Origin of the sequence: Kangsaoukella pontilimi, from assembly GCF_009830125.1 — a bacterium.
GTDB lineage: Bacteria > Pseudomonadota > Alphaproteobacteria > Rhodobacterales > Rhodobacteraceae > Kangsaoukella > Kangsaoukella pontilimi.
This window is the reverse complement of record NZ_WUPT01000001.1, coordinates 823,589-845,232: the sequence shown is the minus strand read 5'-3', so window position 1 is coordinate 845,232 and position 21,644 is coordinate 823,589. Positions and strand designations below refer to the sequence as shown.

Annotated in this window: 19 protein-coding genes and 4 tRNA genes; 5 read left to right on the top strand and 18 right to left on the bottom strand. The window is 63.7% G+C overall.

Features of this window, described 5'->3' with window-relative positions:
• Positions 1-27 precede the first annotated feature (27 nt).
• From GQ651_RS04260 to GQ651_RS04240, 5 genes are all read right to left on the bottom strand, one after another.
• The gene (locus GQ651_RS04260) at positions 28-804 is read right to left on the bottom strand and encodes a DUF2189 domain-containing protein (RefSeq protein ID WP_160762957.1); all 777 of its coding nucleotides are present in this window, start codon (positions 802-804) and stop codon (positions 28-30) included.
• Between the two features lie 73 nt (positions 805-877).
• Complete coding sequence (gene prfB / locus GQ651_RS04255) at positions 878-2,005, bottom strand: peptide chain release factor 2 (protein WP_160762956.1); 1,128 nt, start codon at positions 2,003-2,005, stop codon at positions 878-880.
• Between the two features lie 82 nt (positions 2,006-2,087).
• Complete coding sequence (locus GQ651_RS04250) at positions 2,088-4,616, bottom strand: penicillin-binding protein 1A (RefSeq protein ID WP_160762955.1); 2,529 nt, start codon at positions 4,614-4,616, stop codon at positions 2,088-2,090.
• A 96-nt stretch (positions 4,617-4,712) separates the two neighbouring features.
• Positions 4,713-5,498: an N-acetylmuramoyl-L-alanine amidase family protein gene (locus tag GQ651_RS04245; protein ID WP_160762954.1), complete on the bottom strand. Its 786-nt coding sequence runs from the start codon at positions 5,496-5,498 to the stop codon at positions 4,713-4,715.
• 65 nt (positions 5,499-5,563) lie between these two features.
• A complete protein-coding gene (locus GQ651_RS04240) occupies positions 5,564-6,715 on the bottom strand; it encodes a pyridoxal phosphate-dependent aminotransferase (RefSeq protein ID WP_160762953.1) in 1,152 nt (383 codons plus the stop codon).
• A gap of 144 nt (positions 6,716-6,859) precedes the next feature.
• Between GQ651_RS04240 and GQ651_RS04235 the strand changes: the two genes are divergently transcribed.
• The gene (locus tag GQ651_RS04235; RefSeq protein ID WP_160762952.1) at positions 6,860-7,615 is read left to right on the top strand and encodes a DsbA family protein; all 756 of its coding nucleotides are present in this window, start codon (positions 6,860-6,862) and stop codon (positions 7,613-7,615) included.
• Between the two features lie 7 nt (positions 7,616-7,622).
• On the opposite strand, the gene ispG is transcribed toward GQ651_RS04235, so the two are convergent.
• The 4 genes from ispG to GQ651_RS04215 form a co-directional block, all read right to left on the bottom strand.
• Positions 7,623-8,750: a flavodoxin-dependent (E)-4-hydroxy-3-methylbut-2-enyl-diphosphate synthase gene (gene ispG / locus GQ651_RS04230; protein WP_160762951.1), complete on the bottom strand. Its 1,128-nt coding sequence runs from the start codon at positions 8,748-8,750 to the stop codon at positions 7,623-7,625.
• Positions 8,751-8,825: 75 nt separating this feature from the next.
• On the bottom strand, positions 8,826-10,118 hold the full coding sequence (locus GQ651_RS04225) for a helix-turn-helix domain-containing protein (RefSeq protein WP_160762950.1): 1,293 nt from the start codon (positions 10,116-10,118) through the stop codon (positions 8,826-8,828).
• A gap of 116 nt (positions 10,119-10,234) precedes the next feature.
• A complete protein-coding gene (hemA, locus tag GQ651_RS04220) occupies positions 10,235-11,458 on the bottom strand; it encodes a 5-aminolevulinate synthase (protein WP_160762949.1) in 1,224 nt (407 codons plus the stop codon).
• Positions 11,459-11,539: 81 nt separating this feature from the next.
• On the bottom strand, positions 11,540-12,124 hold the full coding sequence (locus tag GQ651_RS04215) for a DUF4189 domain-containing protein (RefSeq protein WP_160762948.1): 585 nt from the start codon (positions 12,122-12,124) through the stop codon (positions 11,540-11,542).
• A gap of 117 nt (positions 12,125-12,241) precedes the next feature.
• Between GQ651_RS04215 and GQ651_RS04210 the strand changes: the two genes are divergently transcribed.
• The gene (locus GQ651_RS04210; protein ID WP_160762947.1) at positions 12,242-13,627 is read left to right on the top strand and encodes a M20/M25/M40 family metallo-hydrolase; all 1,386 of its coding nucleotides are present in this window, start codon (positions 12,242-12,244) and stop codon (positions 13,625-13,627) included.
• A 21-nt stretch (positions 13,628-13,648) separates the two neighbouring features.
• Here the strand turns inward: GQ651_RS04210 and GQ651_RS04205 are convergent, their stop codons facing one another.
• The 4 genes from GQ651_RS04205 to GQ651_RS04190 all read right to left on the bottom strand — a co-directional run bounded on the left by GQ651_RS04205 (position 13,649) and on the right by GQ651_RS04190 (position 15,793).
• Positions 13,649-14,512 (bottom strand): alpha/beta fold hydrolase, encoded by an 864-nt coding sequence (locus tag GQ651_RS04205; RefSeq protein ID WP_160762946.1) that lies wholly within the window; start codon positions 14,510-14,512, stop codon positions 13,649-13,651.
• 91 nt (positions 14,513-14,603) lie between these two features.
• Positions 14,604-14,680: transfer RNA gene (locus tag GQ651_RS04200), tRNA-Asp, on the bottom strand.
• 33 nt (positions 14,681-14,713) lie between these two features.
• A tRNA-Asp gene (locus GQ651_RS04195) sits at positions 14,714-14,790 on the bottom strand.
• 109 nt (positions 14,791-14,899) lie between these two features.
• Complete coding sequence (locus GQ651_RS04190; protein WP_160762945.1) at positions 14,900-15,793, bottom strand: LysR family transcriptional regulator; 894 nt, start codon at positions 15,791-15,793, stop codon at positions 14,900-14,902.
• Between the two features lie 91 nt (positions 15,794-15,884).
• Here GQ651_RS04190 and GQ651_RS04185 point away from each other — a divergent pair, with 91 nt between their 5' ends.
• Positions 15,885-16,502 (top strand): class I SAM-dependent methyltransferase, encoded by a 618-nt coding sequence (locus tag GQ651_RS04185; RefSeq protein WP_160762944.1) that lies wholly within the window; start codon positions 15,885-15,887, stop codon positions 16,500-16,502.
• 143 nt (positions 16,503-16,645) lie between these two features.
• On the opposite strand, the gene GQ651_RS04180 is transcribed toward GQ651_RS04185, so the two are convergent.
• From GQ651_RS04180 to soxR, 3 genes are all read right to left on the bottom strand, one after another.
• Positions 16,646-16,721: transfer RNA gene (locus tag GQ651_RS04180), tRNA-Val, on the bottom strand.
• 62 nt (positions 16,722-16,783) lie between these two features.
• Positions 16,784-17,665: a hypothetical protein gene (locus GQ651_RS04175; protein WP_160762943.1), complete on the bottom strand. Its 882-nt coding sequence runs from the start codon at positions 17,663-17,665 to the stop codon at positions 16,784-16,786.
• A gap of 68 nt (positions 17,666-17,733) precedes the next feature.
• The gene (soxR, locus tag GQ651_RS04170) at positions 17,734-18,219 is read right to left on the bottom strand and encodes a redox-sensitive transcriptional activator SoxR (RefSeq protein ID WP_227257954.1); all 486 of its coding nucleotides are present in this window, start codon (positions 18,217-18,219) and stop codon (positions 17,734-17,736) included.
• A gap of 76 nt (positions 18,220-18,295) precedes the next feature.
• Here soxR and GQ651_RS04165 point away from each other — a divergent pair, with 76 nt between their 5' ends.
• Positions 18,296-18,481 (top strand): hypothetical protein, encoded by a 186-nt coding sequence (locus GQ651_RS04165; protein ID WP_160762942.1) that lies wholly within the window; start codon positions 18,296-18,298, stop codon positions 18,479-18,481.
• A gap of 17 nt (positions 18,482-18,498) precedes the next feature.
• On the opposite strand, the gene GQ651_RS04160 is transcribed toward GQ651_RS04165, so the two are convergent.
• Positions 18,499-18,573 (bottom strand) — tRNA-Val (locus tag GQ651_RS04160).
• A gap of 320 nt (positions 18,574-18,893) precedes the next feature.
• Here GQ651_RS04160 and GQ651_RS04155 point away from each other — a divergent pair.
• Positions 18,894-19,100: a hypothetical protein gene (locus GQ651_RS04155; RefSeq protein ID WP_160762941.1), complete on the top strand. Its 207-nt coding sequence runs from the start codon at positions 18,894-18,896 to the stop codon at positions 19,098-19,100.
• 87 nt (positions 19,101-19,187) lie between these two features.
• Here GQ651_RS04155 and lon read toward each other — a convergent pair whose 3' ends face one another.
• On the bottom strand, positions 19,188-21,599 hold the full coding sequence (lon, locus tag GQ651_RS04150; RefSeq protein WP_160762940.1) for an endopeptidase La: 2,412 nt from the start codon (positions 21,597-21,599) through the stop codon (positions 19,188-19,190).
• Between the last annotated feature and the right edge of the window lie 45 nt (positions 21,600-21,644).

Genomic DNA, 21,644 nt, shown 5'->3' with positions numbered 1-21,644 from the left:
CGCCTTTTTTCTTGGGCCGTCGGGCGATCACATGGGGTGATACAGAGCCCGGCGATAGAGGTGCCAGGTGGCGTGGCCGAGGACCGGGAGCGCCACGAGTAGTCCGAGGAAAGCCGGGATCATCGCCGCGAAGAGCGTCAATGCGACGATGGCGGCCCAGACGATCATCGGCCCCTTGTTCCGGCTGACCGTATTCAGGCTGATCAGCATGGCGGTCACGAAGTCGAATTCCTTGTCGACCAGAAGCGGCAGCGCCACTACGGTCAGGCCGAAAGTCAGAAACGCCACCCCTGCCCCGACCACCACCTGGAACGCCAGCATCGAGAGCCCCGCCGGGGTCAGGAAGACCTCGTATGAGGTCGATATATTGGTGAGCGTCGAGGAGCCGAGGAAGAGCGCGAAGCTCATGTGGGCGAAGAAGCTCCAGAACAGGAAGATGAGCAGCAGGACAACCCCGATCCAGGGAAGTTGCCGTCGCCGTTCCTGCCAGACCACGGCCATGACCTCGGACCAGACGAGCGGCTCGTCGGCCTCGATCCTGCGGCTGACCTCGTAAAGCCCGACCGCTGCGAAGGGCGCGACCAGCGGAAAGCCGAGGGACAGCGCGAGGGTCCAGAGGAAAGTATCCGCCCCGATCCACCAAAGGACGAGGCCCACCAGCACGTAGAAGGCGCTGAACGCAAAACCGTAAAGAGGCGCGCGGCGGAAATCCCAAAGCCCGGCTTTCAGCGATGCCCAGATCTCGACGAAGGTCAGGCGTCCGATCTCGGGACGCGGCGATGGCGCGATGGGTGCGGTTTCCATGGCTGGGCCTCCTCCTCCCGCCATCAGCGTCGGAGGTTCAGGCTACGCGCGCCTTGATGCGGGTCAAGTCGGATCAGTCGTCCGACTGCGCCTCGCCGCGCTTCATGCCCGAGACGCCCTGCGCCAGAGTGGCGGCCATGAACCCATCCAGATCGCCGTCGAGCACGCCCTGCGTGTCCGAGGTCTCATGGCCGGTCCGAAGGTCCTTGACCATCTGATACGGCTGCAGGACGTAGGAGCGGATCTGGTTGCCCCAGCCCGCGTCACCCTTGTTGTCATGGGCTTCCTGGATAGAGGCGGTGCGCCGCTCCAGCTCCATCTGGTAGAGACGCGATTTCAGCGCCTTCATGGCGATGTCGCGGTTCTGGTGCTGGGATTTCTCCGACGAGGTCACAACGATTCCGGTCGGGATGTGGGTGATCCGCACGGCTGAGTCAGTAGTGTTCACGTGCTGACCGCCCGCGCCCGAGGACCGGTAGGTGTCGATCCGGATCTCGGAGGGGTTCACCTCGATCTCGATATTGTCGTCGACCACTGGATAGACCCAGACCGACGAGAATGACGTGTGGCGGCGGGCGGAACTGTCATAGGGGCTGATCCGGACGAGGCGATGCACGCCCGATTCCGACTTGAGCCAGCCATAGGCGTTTGGCCCCGAAATCTTGTAGGCAGCGGATTTGATGCCCGCTTCCTCGCCTGCGCTCTCGGACTGAAGCTCGACCTTGTAGCCGTGTTTCTCGGCCCAACGGACATACATCCGCGCCAGCATCGAGGCCCAGTCGCAGCTTTCCGTGCCGCCTGCGCCCGCGTTGATCTCTAGGAAGGTGTCGTTGCCATCGGCCTCACCATCCAGAAGCGCCTCGATTTCGGCCTGGCCGGCACGTTCCTTCAGCGACTTGAGCGCCGCCTCGGCCTCGGACACCACTTCGGCGTCGTCCTCCATCTCGCCCAGTTCGATGAGCTCGATATTGTCGGACAGTTCCTGCTTCATGCCCTTGTAGCGGTTGACCGCATCCACCAGCATCTGGCGGTCGCGCATCAGCTTCTGGGCCTTCTCGGGATCGTCCCAGAGCTTTGGGTCCTCGGTCATCGCATTGAATTCCTCAAGGCGATGCTCGGCCGTCTCCCAGTCCATTCTCTGGGCCAGAAGGTTCAGCGACTTTTCAATGGCGGCTACCGTGTTCTCGGCGTCGGCGCGCATGGGACTCTCCGGAATTGGTGGTGCTGGCTCTTAGCAACGCCGGGCCGCGCCTTCAAGCACGGCCCGCGCAGGCGCTCGGGCGTCAGTAAAGACCGCCTGAGGAAATCTCGCCCGCCGTCGCCTGGCCGGGGATGACGACGGTCTCGCCGGACGATGTTTCAACGGTCTGTGTGCTGCGGCCAAGCTGCTCGTCGGTAAACAAGGGCAGGTTCGCGCCCATGGCGAAGCCGCCGTCGAAGGTGATCCCGAAGACCGGCTCTTCCCCTTCGCGGAAGTACTCGGCCACCACGTTTTCGCCCACCACATCGTCGGGAAGGCGTGCGCCCGTGAAACGGTCGATCTTGATGAAGCGGCCGCCCGGCGGGATCGCAAAACGCCCGCCGCCGTATTTCTCGACCGCTTTCTCCATGAATTTCTGGAAAACCGGTCCGCACATGCCGCCGCCCGACGCGCCCCGGCCCAGAGGCTCCGGCAGGTCGTATCCGATATAGCAGCCTGCCGCGATGGTCGAGGTGAAGCCCACGAACCAGACGTCCTTGGCATCGTTGGTGGTGCCGGTCTTGCCCGCCGTCGGCACCGGCAGGTTAACCGTTCCCGAGGCAGTACCGCGCTCGACCACGCCCCGCATCATCGAGGTGAGCTGGTAGGCTGTGATCGGGTTCATCACCTGCTGGCGGTTCGTCTGAATGTCAGGCAATTCGCCCGCCGGCAACTCGCGGGTCACGCAGTCCTCGCAGCGGCGCTGGTCGTGACGGTAGATCGTCGTGCCCCAACGGTCCTGAATGCGGTCCACAAGCGTCGGCGTCACACGCTCACCGCCATTGGCGAACATCGCGTAGGCGGCCACCATGCGGTAGAGCGTCGTCTCCTGGCTGCCGAGGGCATTGGCGAGGAAGGGCTGCATGTCGTCATAGACGCCGAAGCGCTCGGCATAGCCCGCGACGGTCTGCATTCCGACCTCTTCGGCGAGGCGCACGGTCATCAGGTTCCGCGAGCGCTCGATCCCGGTACGAAGGGGAGTCGGCCCGTAGAACTGGTTCGACGCGTTCTTGGGGCGCCAGATCTGGCCGCCGCCGACATCCACCTCGATCGGCGCGTCGATGATGATGGTCGCGGGGGTGAAGCCCGAGTCCAGCGCGGCGGCATAGACGAAGGGCTTGAAGGACGAGCCGGGCTGGCGCGTGGCCTGCGTCGCGCGGTTGAAGACCGAGTCCTGATAGGAGAACCCGCCCTGCATGGCGAGCACGCGGCCGTTGTTCACGTCCATCGCCATGAAGGCGCCCTGAATCTCGGGCACCTGGCGGAGCGAGAAGACCGGGTCGGCGGCCGATCCGCCTTCGTGGCGGACATGGATCACGTCGCCCACGGACAGGATGTCGCCCGCACGCCGCGCACCGCTGATCCAGCGCAGGTCATCGGGCGTGATCCAGTGGCCGTCGGTCCCGTCGAGCCAGCCCTCGACGCCGATCCGCGCCGCGCTGTCACCCACCTCCAGAACCACGGCCGGGTACCAGTCCTCGACATCGCGGGCAACATTCGTGCCCTCGAGTGCAATGCGCCATTTGTCGACGCCATCGGTCTGTCCCGAAAGCGAGTCAGCCTCAAGCGATACACCCGTGCCGCGCCATTCGCCTGCGGCGCGATCATAGTCCTCGAGCGCCTCGCGGAGCGCCTCGGCGGCGACCTCCTGCAACTCGGGGTCTGCGGTAGCGCGGATCGTCAGGCCTGCGCTGCGGAAGCCCTCGTCGCCGAAGTCGCGGCTGAGCTGACGGCGGATCTCGTCGGTGAAGTAGTCGCGGGGCGGCAGGCTTTCGCGGAAGGCGTCCACATCGCCCGACTGCACGGTCAGAAGCGGCGCGACCCGCGCGTGTTCATAGGCGGCAAGGTCGATATAGCCGTTCTCGTACATCTCGCGCAGAACGAAGTTCCGACGCGCGATAGCGCGTTCCTCCTCGAGCACCGGGTGATAGGTGGAAGGCGCCTTGGGGAGCGCAGCCAGATAGGCCGCCTCGGCGGGTTCGAGATTGGACAGGTTCTTGTTGAAATAGGTCTGTGCGGCGGCGGCGACGCCATAGGCGTTCTGGCCGAGGAAAATCTCGTTGAGATAGATCTCGAGAATCTTGTCGCGCGGCAGCGAGTTCACCATGCGGGTGGCAAGGATGACCTCCTTGATCTTGCGCTCGATCCGGCGTTCGCCCGAGAGAAAGCTGATCTTCGCCACCTGCTGCGGAATGGTGGATGCGCCGCGCACACTTTCGCCCCGCGTGGCCACCGCCTCATAGACAGCGGCCGCGATGCCGCGCATGTCGAAGCCCTGGTGCAGGTAGAAATTCTTGTCCTCGGCCGAGATGAAGGCGTTTTTCACCAGATCGGGAATTTCGTCGGCGGGCGCGTAGATGCGCCGCTGCTCGGCATATTCGTCGATGATGCGGCCTTCGGTCGAGTAGATGCGGCTGATCGTCGGCGGCCGGTACTGAGCGAGGCTTTCGTGATCGGGAAGGTCGCGCCCATAGTACCAGAACACGGCGCCCACGGTCAGCGCGGCCATGATCAGCCCCAGGGTGACCAACGAAAAGATGGCGCCGAAGAAGGACAGGATAAAACGGGTCACGGGCGGTACTCTCTCAAACCTCTGTCGGCTTATATCGGTCCCCGCGGTCCGGGTCAAAAGAGCCGCCGCGTTCGAAAGGCGTAATTTCGCGGACCTTCACTTGCGGAAGCCCGCGGTGCCAAGACGGTCTTCGTCCGCCCAGAGGATCAGCCCGTCGCGAATGGACTGCGCGGCACCGTCGAGCCAGTCCTCCGATGTCAGCCGCTTGCGGTCCCGCGCACTGGAGAGGAACCCCAGTTCGATCAGAACCGACGGGATATCTGCCGCGTGCAGCACGGCGAAACCGCCATGACGGTGGGGGCGGGAATTTACGGTCAGTTCCCCTGCCCTGAACGAAGAGACGATGGCATCGGCCAGCGCCTTGCCGCGGGGCAGCGTGTCGCGGCGGCTGAGGTCGATCAGGGCCTGCGCCACGTCGTCCTCTGTGCCGCGCAAGTCCACGCCGGTCAGAAGATCGGTCCGCGCGTGGCGCTCGGTCAGGCGGCGGTCGGCATCGGCCACGTCGGAGCGGCTGAGCGTGTAGACCGTCACGCCCGAGGCATGGCCGTCACCCTCGGCCAGCGCATCTGCGTGGAGCGAAATGAAAATCTCGGCACCCGATGCCCGTGCACGGGTGATGCGACGGTCGAGCGCCACACGCTCGTCAGCTTCGCGTGTCAGTGTCACCACAAAGCGTCCGCTTTCGGACAGCACATCGCGGAGGCGCTTGGCGAAATCCAGCACGAGGTCGGATTCGTTCAGCCCGTCTGCCTGCGCGCCCGGATCACTGCCGCCATGGCCGGGATCGAGCGTGACGCGGAGAGGCGCATCCGACGCCGCCAAGGGCGTGGCAACGCAAAGGGCAAAGAACCCCGCGAGGAGAAAAGATTGGAGCCTGCTCATGACCCGGTCTGAATTGCCTGTTTTGCCCGGAGGGTACACGCGTTTGGGCAGGATGAAAACGGCTCTCAGCCGATATGCCCCCGCGCGGTCATGAAGGCGGTCAGCCGCTTGAGGCCTTCCTCGATATCGGCGGTGGAGCGCGCGTAGGAGAAGCGCAGCGTCTGATGCCCCCGTCCCTTGTCGAAGTCGAGCCCCGGCGTGACAGCGACACCCGCCTCATCGAGGATCGCACGAGCGAAGGCGGCGCTGTCGTCGGTCAGGTCCGAGATATCGGCATAGACGTAGAAAGCACCGTCAGGCGGTGCGACGCGGGTGAAACCGACCTTCCTTAGTCCGTCGATCATCAGTGCACGGTTCTCTGCATAGACAGCGACGTTCGCCTCAAGCTCGTCGCGGGCATCCATCGCGGCCAATGCAGCGACCTGGCTGGCGTGGGGGGCGCAGATGAACATGTTCTGCGCCAGACGCTCGATGGTGCGGACGTGATGCTCTGGCACCACCATCCAGCCGATCCGCCAGCCCGTCATCGAGAAATACTTCGAGAATGAATTGACGACATAGACGTCATCGGTGAGCGACAGGGCGGTCACTGCGGGGCGCTCGTATTCAAGACCGTGGTAGATTTCGTCGGAGACGACCGCGACGTCCCGCTCAGCCGCCCAAGACAAAAGCGCGCGAAGCTCCTCCTCGCCCAGCATCGTGCCGGACGGGTTCGAGGGCGAGGCAAGGATCAGCCCGGCCAGACCCTCGGGCAACGCGCCCGGCACCGGTTGATAGCGGTCCTCTGGGCGGGCCTCGATGTCGACGGGCGTCAGCGACAGTGCCGACAGGATCTGCCTGTAGGACGGATAGCCCGGCGCGCCGAGCGCCACGCGGTCGCCCGCGTCGAAAAGCGCGGTGAAGGCCAGAAGAAACGCACCCGAAGACCCCGCTGTCACGATCACGCGGCGCGGGTCCAGATCGACATCGTATGTCTCGCCATAGTGCTCGGCGATGCGCTTTCGAAGCGCGGGAAGACCAAGCGCAACGGTATAGCCGAGAGCACCCGCTTCCATCGCACGGGCGAGCGCATCGCGCGCCGCTTTGGGCGCGGGCGTTCCGGGCTGGCCCACCTCCATGTGGATGATCGAGCGGCCTGCGGCCTCGGCCGCCGATGCGGCTTCCATGACGTCCATCACGATGAACGGGTCGATGTCAGAACGTTTCGAGAGACGCATGTGCACGGCTCCTTTCGGAACGTCTCCCTGCCAAGGGCACGGCGTGGCGTCAATGCCCGGTCGGTGAACAATTCTTGGTGATCGCCTTGATCGCGCCGCCTTCAGATGGTCTTGTCCGTCCAAATGGAATTGGAGTGACAGCGCATGTTTCGCGGATTGGTTCTTGGCCTTGGTTTTCTGGCGGCAACGGCCGCCCCTCTGGCGGCATTCGACATCGAGAACATGACCGATGCCGAGCGCGAAGCTTTCGGCGCGGAAGTGCGGGAATTCCTGCTGTCGAACCCCGATGTCTTCCTGGAAGTTGTTCAAATTCTCGAACAGCGCCGCGCGGAAGAGGCGGTCGCCGCCGAAGTGGACATGGTGCGCGCCAATGCCGAAGCGCTGTTCGACGACGGCTATAGCTGGGTGGGCGGAAATCCCGACGGCGACGTGACGATCGTCGAATTCCTCGATTACCGCTGCGGCTTCTGCAAACGCGCCTTTCCGCATGTCGAACGTCTGATTTCGACCGATGGCAACATCAAGATCATCGTCAAGGAGTACCCGATCCTCGGTGACGCCTCGATCATGGGGTCGCGTTATGCCATCGCCACCCGGAACGTCGAGGGTGACAAGGCCTATAAGGACGTGCACGACCAGATGATGGCGCTTCGGGGCGAGCTGACCGAGGAAACGCTGGTCCGCATCTCGGACGATCTCGGCCTCGACCACGAGGAGATCGTCGTCGAGATGGAAAACCCCGAGATCGATGCGATCATTCAGGCGAACTACGCGCTTGCCAACGCGCTGGAAATCCAGGGAACGCCCACCTTCGTGATGGGCGAGCGCATGGTGCGCGGCTTTGTCGATCTGGATCAGATGCGGGCGATCGTCGCGGATATCCGCGAAAACCAGGGCTGAGCGAGGCTTACTCGGCAGCCTCCTGCGCGGCGCTTGCCTCGATCTCCGCGGCCTTCTTTTCCACCTGCTCGACGATGTGGTCGATCATCTGGTCGTTCGACAGCTTGTGGCTTTGCTTGCCCGCCAGATATACCATGCCCGAGCCGGCACCGCCGCCGGTGAAGCCCACATCGGTCATCAGAGCCTCGCCCGGCCCGTTCACGACGCAACCGATGATCGAGAGGCTCATGGGCGTCTTGATATGCTCCAGCCGCTTTTCCAGCGCCTCGACCGTCTTGATGACATCGAAGCCCTGACGTGCGCAGGACGGGCATGAGATGATATTGACGCCCCGATGCCTGAGACCGAGCGACTTCAGGATCTCATAGCCGACCTTCACCTCTTCAACCGGATCGGCAGAGAGCGAGACGCGGATCGTGTCGCCGATCCCCATCCAGAGAAGGTTGCCGAGCCCGATGGCCGATTTGATGGTCCCGGACATCAGCCCGCCCGCCTCGGTGATGCCGAGGTGGATCGGCGCGTCGGTTGCATCGGCCAGTGCCTGATAGGCGGCGGCGGCGAGGAAGACGTCGGAGGCCTTGCAGGAAATCTTGAACTCGTGGAAGTCATTGTCCTGCAGGATCTTGATGTGGTCGAGACCGCTTTCGACCATCGCCTCGGGGCACGGCTCGCCGTACTTCTCCAGAAGGTCCTTCTCGAGCGAGCCCGCGTTCACACCGATGCGGATCGAGCAGCCGTGGTCCTTGGCGGCCTTGATGACCTCGCGCACGCGGTCCTCGGAGCCGATATTGCCCGGGTTGATCCGAAGGCAGGCCGCACCCGCCTCTGCGGCCTCGATGGCGCGTTTGTAGTGGAAATGAATGTCGGCGACGATAGGCACCGGGCTCTCGCGGACGATTTCTTTCAGCGCCTTCGTCGACGCCTCGTCCGGGGTCGAAACACGGACGATGTCCGCGCCAGCATCTGCGGCGGCTTGCACCTGGGCGACCGTTGCGGCCACGTCCGTTGTGTCGGTGTTGGTCATGGTCTGGACGCTGATCGGCGCATCGCCGCCCACCGGCACATTGCCCACATGGATCTGGCGCGATGTGCGGCGGTAGATATTGCGCCAGGGACGGACGTGGTTCAGCGACATGGATCGCACCTTTTGCCAGAGCTTTCACGATAGATAGGCCAGCCGGCACGGGGGCGCAATCGACGCGGCGCCGCGTTATTCGGTCGCCTGCGCCTCGGCCACGGCGATGAAGCGGGCAAGATCGGCATCCGCCTCGGCATTGGCCACCTGATAGCCCTGCTGCAGCGCATCGGGCGACAGGACTACGTCCTTGACCACCTCGGGCCCGTTCCCGGCCGGGCCGAAGGTCTGGCCGTTGATCGCGAAATAAAGCGAACCCGCATTCCCCGCGCGCAAGGTCGGCGGCGTCTCGGTCAGCGGCACCTCGAATTCTTCGCCCGCGTCGAGGATCTTCTCAAAGATGACGGTGCCGTCTGCGGCGCGAACGCGAACCCAGGACGGGCGCACCGCCAGAAGAGAAAGCGACGGTGCGGCAGGTTCGACCACCTGCACGACCGGCGGCAGAAGCTCTTCGAGGTCGAGCGCGGCGACCGATGCGCTTGGCGTCGCAAGTCCGCCCGGAGCGGCAAAGGGAGGCCGGTTCTGACCGAGAGCCAGCTCGGGCATCGGGGTCTCGTTTCGGGCCGGTGCCAGAACGCCGATGGAATCGGGGTCGATGGCGGCAATCGGTCCGTCGCGCGAAACCATGACCGGCACTTCCAGCGCTTCGGGCCGGTACAGGCGGTCGAAACGTTCGATCGTGGCCAGATCAACATCGGGGCCTGCGTCGCCTTCTTCCGCTTCCGGTGCGGCGGCGGGGGCGAGCGGATCGAGATCGGCAAGGATTTCAGGTGTTTGTTCGACCGGCGTAAAGCGGACCTTCTGCACCTCTTGCAAGACGGCCCAACCGCCATAACCGATCCCTGCCAGCAGAACGAGCAGCACGGCGACCGAGCCGATGGCGCGCGGTTCGATGCCGGAAAACACCGCCTCGCCCTTGGGGAGATAGCTGACGCTCGGCTCGGTGAAGGGGTCCCGAAGATGTGCGGGCGTTTTCGTCGTTGGCGTCTGCCCGGCCCCGGACTTGGCGGGGCGCGGCTTGGACGTTCGGCGCACGGAAGCGTCGGCGGACATTCCATGCGCGACGGCGAAATTGCCCTCTTCGCAGAAGGTCTTGAAGGCCCATTCGGGGTCGAGACCCAGATAGCGCGCGTAGGACCGCACGTAGCCTGCGATGAAACCGGGTGTCTCGAAGGCAGCGGGATCGGTGTTCTCGATGGCAGAGATGTAGGTCGCCTTGATCTTCAGCTCGCGCTGAACATCGAGCAGCGATTTGCCCATCGTGGCGCGTTCGCCGCGCATGATGTCGCCGAGCAATAGGTCGAAGTCGTCGAAGCCCTTGAGCTTCTCCGCCACATCAACACCCGACGTCTCATGACGTCCGCTCATGCGTCCTGCCCCAAATTACTGTCCGCCGTCCCCGGCCCAAAAGCGCGCAGAATCGGCCTCAGGCTTATCATGTAACGATAACACACTGGTTAATGCCGGTCACTTGTGGATAAGTGCTAGGCGGAAAGAGCGGCGCGATTGAGCGCACAATGCGACCAAAGTGCGTCCATCGCCTGTACCAGCGCATCAATTTCACGCGGTCCGTGGACCGGCGACGGAGTGAACCGCAAACGCTCGGTCCCGCGCGGCACGGTCGGGAAATTGATCGGCTGAACGTAGATGCCGTAGTCTTCGAGCAGCATGTCAGACAATTTTTTCGTATGGACCGGATCGCCCACGATCACCGGCACGATATGAGAGCCGTGGTCGATGATCGGCAGGCCGAGGCCCTTGAGCCGCGTCTTGAGAATCCTTGCCTGGGTCTGATGCTCTTCCCGCCGGGCGCTGTCGGTCTTCAGGATGCGCACGCTCGCTGCGGCGCCAGCGGCCACAGCCGGAGGAATCGAGGTCGTGAAGATGAAACCCGGCGCGTAAGACCTTATCGCATCGCACATTTTCGCGCTGGCCGCGATGTAGCCGCCGTGCACGCCGATAGCCTTGCCGAGGGTGCCGTTGATGATGTCGATCCGATGCATGAGCCCGTCACGCTCGGCCACGCCCGCGCCCCGGCTGCCATACATGCCGACCGCGTGCACCTCGTCGAGATAGGTCAGCGCGCCGAACTCGTCGGCCAGGTCGCAGATCGCCTCGATCGGACCGAAATCGCCGTCCATGGAATAGATCGATTCGAAGGCGATCAGCTTGGGCGCGGCGGGATCGTCGGCGGCCAGAAGCTCGCGCAGATGGTCGAGGTCGTTGTGCCGGAAGATGCGCTTGGCACCACCGTTGCGGCGAATGCCTTCGATCATCGAGGCATGGTTCAGCGCGTCCGAATAGATGATGAGACCCGGAAACAGCTTGGGCAGCGTCGAGAGGGTCGCGTCATTGGCGATATAGGCCGAGGTGAAGAGAAGCGCCTCTTCCTTGCCGTGCAGGTCCGCCAGCTCGGCTTCCAGCGCCTTGTGATAGACCGTTGTGCCAGAGATGTTCCGCGTGCCGCCCGAGCCCGCGCCGGTCGCGTCCAGCGCCTCATGCATGGCGGCCAGAACCTCGGGGTGCTGACCCATGCCAAGGTAATCGTTGCCGCACCAGACGGTGACGGGCCGTTCGCTCCCGTCCGCCCGGCGCCAGACGGCATGGGGAAACTGACCGCGGGTCCGCTCGATATCGATGAAGGTCCGGTAACGGCCTTCCTGATGCAGGCGCTCAAGCGCGGCGTCGAGCGCGTCGTCGTAGCTCACCGTTCGTCTCCTTTGCACACACGACCCATCTAGGGGACGTCTCACCCGTGAAACACGGTACAAATTGCCGCGATGGCGGGATCAGTCCCGGATCACCACGGTACAGTCGCCTGCGCCCTGCCCGGCGCTCCGGCATTCGGCCACCGCTTCGGCATCGCTGCGGCCGATGCCCCAGGTGCCGCCGGACGGCGAAATCGCAAAGGATTTCGCACCGCGCTGGCGGCGGTAGTCGCGCTCGAAAGCCTCTGTCGCGCCATGCGACATTGTGAAGGGCGCGGGCGCGAAGTTCTTCGGCACCACACGCCCGGCAAGCGCGCAGGGCCGCCCGCCCTTCCGCGCACGATCGCAGGCGGCAAGCGCCGCGCGATCGGACGCTGCGGGACTGTGATAGTTCATGGCGCCCTGCAGCGCTTCGCTGATCAGCCCTTCGTCGGGGGCGTAGGCGATCGAGCTGTAATATCCGATGTCCTGTCCCATCTCTTTCGACATGACAGGGATCAGCGCGCGCACCGTCGCCCGGTCCCGCTCGGACAACTGGCCCGAGACCTGCACGACATAGCCGTCAGCCCGGAACAGCACCGCCCGCGCCCCGGATGTGTCGAGCGTCTGGGCGGCCACCGGACCTGCCAAGCCTGCGAGAAAGGATGCGAAAACGGCTGCACGCATGAACATCACCCCCTGAGTACCGGGTCTTTTTATCTATCAAGCCAGCGCCTGACCAGTCTGGACGCCGCGTCGCGCTCTGTTAGGGTCGCGCGGTCATAGCAAACCGAAGGAGTCCCCATGTCCCTTGAGCGCATTCTCGATCGGATCGACAGCGATCTCGACCCCGCCATCGCGCGGCTGATGGAGCTTCTGCGCATTCCGTCGATCTCGACCGACCGCGACTATAAGGCCGAGTGTCAGCGGGCAGCGGACTGGCTTGTGGCGGACCTTGCGTCTCTGGGCGTGGAGGCCGAGGCACGACCCACCCCGGGCCATCCGATGGTGGTGGGCCACGTGGGCGAAGGCGCGCCGCACGTGCTATTCTACGGCCATTACGACGTGCAGCCGGTCGATCCGCTGAACCTCTGGTCGCGCGAGCCGTTCGACCCGGCCATCGAAGAGACCGCCGACGGCAAGGTGATCCGGGGACGGGGCAGCTCGGACGACAAGGGACAGCTCATGACCTTTGTCGAGGCCTGCCGCGCATGGAAGGCCGAGACCGGGGAATGGCCCTGCAAGATCACCTTCTTCTTCGAGGGCGAAGAGGAATCGGGCTCGCCCTCTCTGGTGCCGTTCCTGAAAGAGAACGCCGACGAGTTCTCGGTGCCCGATCTGGCGCTGATCTGCGACACGGGGCTTTTCGACCGGGACACGCCCGCCATAACCACCATGCTGCGCGGGCTTCTGGGGGAAGAGGTGATCGTCACGGGGCCGAAGATGGACCTGCACTCGGGCATGTATGGCGGGGCGGCGATGAACCCGATCCGCGCGCTGGCCCGTGTCATTGCCGCGCTCCATGACGAGACCGGGCGGATCACCGTGCCCGGTTTCTATGACGGCGTGCCGGAGATCACCGATGAGATGCGCGCGCAGTGGGACGCACTCGGCTTCGACGCGGATGCGTTTCTGGGTGAGGTCGGGCTGAGCCAGCCCGCCGGGGAACAGGGCCGAAGCGCGCTCGAAATGGTCTGGTCGCGTCCCACCTGCGAGGTAAACGGGATCACGGGCGGCTATACCGGCAATGGTTTCAAGACCGTTCTGCCGTCCGAAGCCCGCGCCAAGATCAGCTTCCGCCTTGTCGGCACGCAGGACCCGCTGCAAATCCGCGAGAGCTTCCGCAAGATGGTGCGCGAGATGCTCCCCGAGGATTGCGATGTCCGGTTCGAGGATCACGGCGCTTCGCCCGCCTCTGTCATGTCCACCGCGGACCCGGCCTTCGAGGCGGCGCGTGAGGCGCTTTCCGACGAATGGCCGAACGACGCCGCGTTCATCGGCTCGGGCGGCTCGATCCCGATCGCGGGCTATTTCAAGTCGATCCTCGGACTCGACTCCCTGCTGATCGGGTTTGGCCGCGAAGATGACCTGATCCACAGCCCGAACGAGAAATACGACGTGCGGAGCTTCCACAAGGGCATCCGAAGCTGGGCGCGCGTGCTGGACGCGCTGGCGTCTGTTAAGAGCTGATCTTTTCCAGATCGCCCGGTCTCAGGACCGGGCGACGTCTGCAAGGAATTCCCGCAGCGCGGCCAGAGTGTCGTCCGAGTTTTGATCGACGAAGAAATGTCCGCCCGGGATCGCTCCGACGCTCAGATCGGGCAGTCGCGGACGCCAGACCGCTTCGACGTCGTAGCTCCTGCCCACCACTCCTGACGCGCCGTAGAGCACCAGCGCCGGACAGCGGACGATGCCGTCATCCTCTGCGTCATGCTTCAGATCCGTGGTCACCCCGGTGCGATAGTCCCAGCACATAGCGGATATCGCCGCCGTGTCGCGCCACGCGGCCCGGTAGGCATCGAGCGCCGCGAACTGGTCGAGCGATGCTCCTCCCCAGCCCAGAAGGCATGCCTCGAAGAAATGATCCGGATCGGCCCCGATCATCCGCTCGGGGAACGGGACGGGCTGCGCAAGGTACGTCCAGTGGAAATAGGATTTGGCCATGGCGAAATCGCAGGTCTCGACCAGGTGATCGGTCGGCACGATGTCCATGAGCGTCAGTGACAGCACCGCCTCGGGACAGTCGCGCGCCAGGCGGTAGGCCACCCGCGCGCCACGATCATGGCCCACAAGGTGGAACCGCTCGAACCCAAGGGCGCGCATCAGCGTCAGATGATCCTGTCCCATGGCGCGAAAGCTGTAGGTTTCCGGGTCGTCGGCGCCGTCTGGCTTGGACGAGGCGCCATAGCCTCTGAGGTCCGGGGTAACGACCTCGTAACCGTCGCCGGCCAGCGCCGCCGCAACCGGCGCCCACATGGCGTGGGTCTGGGGAAATCCGTGAATCATCAGGACCGGCGCGCCCTGCCCGTTGCGGCTATAGGCGATGGAAATCCCGTCGATGTCCTGGCTTGGCACGGTACGTCCCCCGGTCCTGTTTCCACGCGTAGTCGAGCGCAGAAGACGCGCATGATCAAGGGCGGTTTCGGTTTGGAAATTCAGGGGAAAGTGGCGCGGTTGACGGGGCTCGAACCCGCGACCCCCGGCGTGACAGGCCGGTACTCTAACCAACTGAGCTACAACCGCGCAAACGGCGGGCGGACCTGATCGGGACAGCAGTGGCGCGGTTGACGGGGCTCGAACCCGCGACCCCCGGCGTGACAGGCCGGTACTCTAACCAACTGAGCTACAACCGCTTGCTGCCCGACCGGGCAAGCCCGGACGTGAAGCGCGTTCTAGGGGCAGCCATCTGGCCCGTCAAGCGGAATTGGACCCAATCCGCGCCGCACACTGCAGGGTCGCGCGTCAGTCCATTGCTGCCAGCCGCTCGGCCAGCCGGTCATAGACGATGCGCACCCTTCGGCTGGTCTTCAACTCACGCGGAGCGACCAGCCAGACCGGGAACTCGAATTTCAGCTTGTCGGCAAGGATCGGCACCATGCCCGGCGTTTTCTGCCCGACCGCGTTGGAATTCAGACCAATCCCGATACCGGCCCGCGCCATCTCCCAGTGTACGGCGTGGCTTTTCGATCGCGCGACGATATTCTCGCGCGTCACTGGCACGCCGCGACGTACAAGCGCGTCGATCATTTCGTCCGTCTCATCGAACCCGAGCCAGGGCGCTCCGGCCAGATGCTTGGGCTCCGTGATCTTTCCCAGCTTACGCGCCAGTTCCTCGGACGCGAACAGCCCGCCCGAATCGTACCGGATGCGCTTGGCGATCAGGTCCGGATCGGTGGGTTCGGCATTGCGGATGGCGATATCCGCCTCGCGCCGCCTCAGGTCGGACAGCGAATTGGTCGAGACGATCTCGATCACGAGGCCTGGGTGATCCTCGCGCAGGCCCTTCACGATCTCGGGCAGCGCATAGGTCGACACCATCTCGTTGGCGGTGATCTTCACGGTTCCCTCGACCGATTGCACCTGACCCGAGGCGGCCAGCGACAACTTGGTCGCAGCCTCTCCCATTTCGCGGACATGCTCGACCAGAAGCTGCCCCGACGGCGTCAGGATGAGCGATTTGCCCACCCTCTCGAAAAGCGGTACGCCCAGATGCGCTTCAAGCGCGGTGACCTGTCGTCCGAGGGTTGGTTGCGTCAGGCCGAGCGCCCGCGCAGCGGCGGACAGAGACCCCTCTTCCGCCGTGGCCAGAAAGGCCCGGACCTGATTCCAGTCGAATCTGATGGCTGCCCAGTTCATGCGTAAACGAATAACTCACCGACGAATTTGCGCGATTTCCGAAGATGCGACTTTGGCTAGACTGCGCACAAATTTCAAGGAGCCCGCTTTCATGTCAGCCGACGCCACCTTCTGGGACCGCATCGCACCCAAATACGCCAAACAGCCGATTTCGAACATTCCCGCCTATGAGACCACGCTGGAGCGCGTTCGCTCCTATCTCAAGGCCACCGACCGGGTGATCGAGTTCGGCGCAGGGACCGGGTCCACCGCGCTCCGCCTCGCGCCGCATGTGTCGCGCTACCTCGCGACGGATCTGTCCCCCGGCATGGCGGCCATCGGAGAGGAGAAGCGCCGCGCCGAAGGTATCTCCAACCTCCGGATCGCGTCCGGCGTGGTTGCCGATTTCACCGCCGAAGACGTGACGGTTGCGCTTGGCTTCAACGTCTTTCATCTGGTGGACGACCCCAAGGCCGACTTCGAGCGGATTTACGAAATGCTGCCCTCGGCCGGGCTTTTCATCTCCAAGACACCGGCCATCGGCTCGAAATGGTATTTCCGGCCCCTGGTCCGTGTGATGCAAGCTTTCGGCAAGGCGCCCCGTCCAGTCCATTTCTTATCGGTCGAGGCGCTTGACGCAGAAATCCGCGCGGCCGGGTTCGAGATCGTCGAGACGGGCCTTTACCCGCCCGAGACGCCGAGCCGGTTCATCGTCGCGCGCAAACCCTGATCCCTTCTTCTGTTTGGAAATACTCCGGGGAGGTCCGGAGGGGCAGCGCCCCTCCGGCGGGTCGGACGCGGGAGCGTACGATCACCGCGACGGGGCGCAGCCCCGGCGCAAGGCCTGGTTCTCATGACGGAAACGGGTGAGGATGGTGGGTGATGAGAGACTCGAACTCCCGACATCTTCGGTGTAAACGAAGCGCTCTACCAACTGAGCTAATCACCCGCCGTCCGAGGGTTTAGTCCAGCCCTGCCCCGAAGAGCAAGAACCTTCCGCATGGCCGGCGCTCAACCGATGTCGGGACGGTCCCGGTAATAGCTTCTGATCTGCTCTTTCAGCCCCCCGAGAGCCGTCTCGGACCAGATCAGCCAGCGCCCCTTCCGATCCTGTATCGCCTCGCCATCGCCAAGCGCCAGAAGCCGTTCGGGCTTGATGTCCTCGCCCGGCAGCGTCACCGCGGCAAGGCCCGCGCGCCGCGCCCTGACCCAGGGCAGCCGCCCCTTCAGCGATATCCATGCGCGGATGGGATGCATGAATTCATTTGGAAACTTGACCGCCACCGATTTGGGAACGGCCCCCATGCGGGGCTGCACGCACCATGAGATGAAGCGTTCGTCGGCGATCATCGGGCGAATGCCCAGCCCGCCGTGTTCCTCGTAGAGCGCCCGGAAGCGCGCGGCGATCACCTCGGCGCCCTGCGCGGGATGCCAAAGCACCACTGACGAGTTGCCTCGTGCGTAGCGTTTGCCGCCGCTCAAACGATAGGCCAGCCTGCCGAGCGGACCGAAAGGCAGGATGGCGCTTTGCAGAATGCGCACGCGGTCGCGACGGTCGAGCGTGTCCACGACGCGCGACAGATCGCCCACGATGACCGTGTCCAGATCGACGAAAACCGCCGGAAGATCGGTGGGCACAAGGCCGGGAACGAACATGGTTAGCTTGGCCTGACATCCCGGCCCCTTGAACTCGGGCGCGAGGAAGAACGGGTCGAAGGCGACCTCGGCAATATCCGGGTCCAGTCCCTCTCGCGGGCGGTCGGTGATCAGGACAAAGCGCGCGGGGCGGCCGGACAACGCGCGGATCATGCGAACCTGATGATTGACAAGATCCACGGGGTACTTGGTGCCCCAGAGGATCATCACGCATTGCCAATCCGGCGTCCCGCTCATCGCGCCTGCCCCTTATTGATGAGTTTGGGCCTAAGCCGCGCCATGGCCAAGTGCAAGACCGCGCGCATCTATCCGGACGCCTCCTCCGCCGGTGGCGGCGGCCCCTGTTCGGCGGCATCGCCCACCCACCGGCGCGGCCCGGAACCGTTCGCACCAAGCCGGTCGTCACGGTTGTAAAGCGGGCAGTTCTCCACCGACAGGCATCCGCAACCTATGCAGAAGCCCATCTGGTCCCTGAGCCGCTCGAGCAGCGCGATCCGCTCGTCCAGAAGCGCCGCCCACGGTCTGGCCGCTTCCTCCCAGTCGGCGGCACGCAACGCGCGATCGCGCGGCAGGCGATCCAGCACCGCTTTGACTTCCGAAAGGGGAACACCCACCGATTGCGCGATGCGGATAATCGCCACGCGCCTCAGCTCGCGCCGGTCATAGCGGCGATGGTTGGCGGGCGTGCGCCAGCTTTGGATGAGCCCCTCGGCCTCGTAAAAATGCAGCGTCGAGACGGGCACTCCGGCCCGTTCCGCCATTTCGCCCACGCTCAGATCGTTCACGCGCATGAAAAAATCGCTTTACCTCAAGTTCACTTGAGGCCGTAGCGTCTTCTCAATCGCAACTCGAATCAAGGAAAAACAGATGTTCGACTGGCTGATATCACGGCGGCCCTACGCCACTTCGCGCTATGCCTCGATCCCGCGATCGGTGCGTGAGGAAGTGCTCTCGCTTTGCCGACAGCAGGCCGCAGAAGCCGCAGCGCTTGCCCGGCGTAACGGAGACGGGACCAGCGCGCAAATTCCCGACTGCGGGTGCTTCGAGCCCTGAGAGCGAACCGGAAAGGATGGTGGGTGATGAGAGATTCGAACTCCCGACATCTTCGATGTGAACGAAGCGCTCTACCACTGAGCTAATCACCCGATCGGCGCCCATGTAGCGGGTTCGGTTGAAGCGTGCAAGTGCGTGATATCGCTCGCGCATCGCGTCTGGCGCCGGGTTTCTGGCGTCAGACGCAGAACGACCCCAAAACAGACCTAAGCCATTGTTAACAATTGAATAACCTCCAAAACACACTTGAGGCTGCGACATCAAGCCTTTGAAAAAACGCAGTGTTTTCTGGCCTTTTGTGGTTGTTTTATTACATATTTGATTATTCGAAGTCGCTCTCGCGATCCTTCTTGCTGTTCTGCAGCGAAAAGAGCAGAGGGCGCTCATGTAACCAGTCTTGAGGGGCTAGACTATGAAAACTCGTATTATTGGCACCACGTTCGCCGCACTTCTCGTGGCCAGCTCGGCATTCGCCGGCGGTCTCGACGCACCGATCATGGAAGCCGAACCGGAAGTGATGGATGAAACCATCGTTGTCGAAGAGGCCACCAGCGGCTCGCAGCAGTTCGTCATTCCGCTGATGCTGCTGGCGATCATCGCGGCAGTCGCTTCTGACTAAGCCAGTCAGGTCGGGCACAGGCCCGAACCTACGACAAGAAAAGGCGCGCCCGGGTGGGACGCGCCTTTTTTGTTGTTAAGGACGAGTTCAGTGCGTGACGGCGCCCGCACCGGGACCTTTCTGTTCGGCCGCGCGCTGCGCTGCCGCCGCCTCTTCCGCAGCCTCGTCCCACTCGATGGGCTCGGGAGTACGAACAAGCGCGTGTTTCAACACTTCGCTCACGTGGGTGACGGGAATGATTTCCAGCCCCTCTTTCACGTTGTCGGGGATCTCGCTCAGGTCCTTTTCATTCTCTTCCGGAATGAGGACCGTCTTGATCCCGCCGCGGAGCGCCGCGAGCAGCTTTTCCTTCAGCCCACCGATGGCCAGCGCGTTGCCCCTAAGCGTCACCTCGCCGGTCATGGCGATGTCCTTGCGGACGGGGATCTGCGTCAGGACCGATACGATGGAGGTCACCATCGCAAGACCAGCGGACGGGCCGTCCTTGGGCGTGGCGCCTTCCGGCACGTGGACGTGGATGTCCATCGTGTCGAATTTGGGCGGCTTGACCCCGATCGTGGGCGCGATGGACCGGACATAGCTTGACGCGGCGTCGATGGATTCCTTCATCACGTCGCCCAGCTTGCCGGTGGTCTTCATCCGGCCCTTGCCCGGCAGCCTGAGTGCCTCGATCGACAGAAGGTCGCCGCCCACGCTGGTCCAGGCCAGCCCGGTGACGACGCCGATCTGGTCTTCCCTTTCAGCAAGTCCATAGCGGTACTTCTTCACGCCGAGGAACTCTTCAAGGTTCTCGGGCGTGATGACGACCCGATCGGTATCCTTGCGCACGATCTTGGTCACGGCCTTCCGCGCCAGCTTGGCGATCTCCCGCTCGAGGTTCCGGACACCCGCCTCGCGGGTATAGGTCCGGATCATCTCGGTCAGCGCCGCGTCCGTCAGCTCGAACTCCTTGGCCTTGAGGCCGTGGTTCTTGATCTGCTTCGAGATCAAATGCTGCTTGGCGATTTCGCGCTTCTCGTCCTCGGTGTAGCCGGCGAGAGGGATGATCTCCATCCGGTCCAGAAGCGGACCCGGCATATTGTAGGAGTTAGCCGTCGTCAGGAACATCACGTTCGACAGGTCGTATTCCACTTCAAGATAGTGGTCCACGAAGGTCGCGTTCTGCTCCGGATCGAGCACTTCGAGCATGGCCGATGCCGGGTCGCCCCGGAAATCCTGACCCATCTTGTCGATCTCGTCGAGCAGGATGAGCGGGTTCGTGGTCTTGGCCTTTTTCAGCGCCTGGATGATCTTGCCCGGCATCGAGCCGATATAGGTCCGGCGGTGACCGCGGATCTCGCTCTCATCGCGCACGCCGCCAAGCGAGATGCGGATGAATTCGCGTCCCGTGGCCTTGGCCACCGACTTGCCCAATGACGTCTTGCCGACACCCGGAGGGCCGACGAGGCACATGATCGGGCCTTTCAGCTTCTTCGAGCGCTGCTGCACGGCGAGATATTCAACGATCCGTTCCTTGACCTTCTCAAGGCCATAGTGATCGGCATCGAGCACGCTTTCCGCGCGGCCAAGGTCCTTCTTCACGCGGGACTTGGTGCCCCACGGGATCGACAGCATCCAGTCGAGATAGTTGCGGACCACGGTGGCCTCGGCCGACATCGGAGACATCGACTTGAGTTTTTTCAGCTCGCCCTCGGCCTTTTCGCGCGCCTCTTTCGAGAATTTCGTGTTGGCGATCTTCTCTTCCAGTTCGGCGATCTCGTTCGAGCCGTCCTCACCCTCGCCCAGTTCCTTCTGAATGGCCTTCATCTGCTCGTTCAGATAGTACTCGCGCTGAGTTCGCTCCATCTGGCTCTTGACGCGGGTCTTGATCTTTTTCTCGACCTGCAGGACCGACATCTCGCCCTGCATCAGACCGTATACGGCCTCCAGCCGTTCAGCGACCGAGAGCGTTTCCAGAAGCTTCTGCTTCTGATCCACCTCGACGCCCAGGTGACCGGACACAAGGTCGGCCAGCTTGGCCGGCTCGCGGGATTCCGAGACCTGCGCCAACGCCTCTTCCGGTACGTTCTTGCGCACCTTGGCGTAGCGTTCGAATTCCTCGGCGACCGAGCGTACCAGCGCGGTCACGGCCGCCTCGTCGCCCATGTCCTCTTCAAGCGGTTTTGCATTGGCCTCGAAGAAGCGGTCGTTCTGGATGAATTCAGTGATTTCGACACGGCCGCGCCCCTCGACCAGCACCTTCACGGTACCATCGGGCAGCTTCAGCAGTTGCAGCACATTGGCGAGAACGCCGATGCGGAAAATCCCGTCTTCGGTCGGGTCGTCGACCGCCGGGTCGATCTGGGAGGACAAGAGTATCTGCTTGTCGTCCTGCATCACCTCTTCCAGTGCGCGGACCGATTTTTCGCGTCCGACGAACAGCGGCACGATCATGTGGGGAAAGACCACGATGTCGCGCAGCGGGAGAACCGGAAAAGAGGTGTCAAATGGCTCTGTCATTGGTTGTCCTTGTCTTTGGCAAGAAGGTCCCGCCCCGTTATCGGC